The 823-nt window shown below is 48.1% G+C and carries 2 protein-coding genes; both read left to right on the forward strand.

Annotated elements, in window-relative coordinates; translation table 11 throughout:
- The coding region (locus Ga0466249_RS25800; protein WP_215832370.1) for a (2Fe-2S)-binding protein at window positions 1-286 on the forward strand (286 nt) is incomplete at its 5' end.
- The coding region (locus tag Ga0466249_RS25805; RefSeq protein WP_215832371.1) for an NAD(P)/FAD-dependent oxidoreductase at window positions 279-823 on the forward strand (545 nt) is incomplete at its 3' end. The genes Ga0466249_RS25800 and Ga0466249_RS25805, both read left to right, overlap by 8 nt.

The following is an 823-nucleotide window of genomic DNA, read 5'->3' on the forward strand; positions in this document are numbered from 1 at the left end:
AAATCCCCTTTACGGTCGCGTCATTTGCCGCTGTGAAACCATTACAGAAGGCGAAATTCTCGATGCCATTCATTCGCCTTGCGGAGCGAAAACAGTAGACGGTGTCAAACGGCGGACACGGGCAGGTATGGGACGCTGTCAAGGCGGCTTCTGCGGACCAAGAGTGACAACCATTTTGGCGCGTGAACTCCATGTGCCCATTACAGCGATTCGCAAAGAAACAGCTGAGTCCTATTTATTCTACGATAAAATTCCTGGTAACTGTGAGGTGATCCATCATGACTAAATTATCTTATGATATTGTTATTATCGGCGGTGGCCCAGCAGGACTTGCGGCAGCTCACAGTGCCTCAGAGCAGGGAGCCCAAAGTATTCTTGTCATTGAACGTGACCGCGAATGTGGCGGTATTCTTCAACAGTGTATTCATAACGGTTTTGGCCTGCACCGGTTTAAAGAAGAACTTACTGGACCGGGTTATGCCAGTCGCTATATTAAACTAGTTCAGCAAGACAAGGCAGTAAAATTTATGCTGGACACGATGGTATTAGCTGTGCAAAATGATAAAACCGTTATTGCCGTCAATCCTAAACAAGGATTGTGCCAAATTCAGGCGAAGGCCGTTATTTTTACTATGGGCTGCCGGGAACGGACACGTGGCGCCATTCGTATTCCTGGTGAACGTCCGGCAGGCGTTTTTACAGCGGGTGCTGCTCAACGCATGACCAATATGGAAGGCTATATTCCTGGCAAAAAAATTGTGATTTTAGGTTCCGGCGATATTGGTTTGATCATGGCCCGCCGTCTCACCTTAGAAGGGGCCAA

Source organism: Pelorhabdus rhamnosifermentans (assembly GCF_018835585.1).
Lineage (GTDB): Bacteria > Bacillota > Negativicutes > UMGS1260 > UMGS1260 > Pelorhabdus > Pelorhabdus rhamnosifermentans.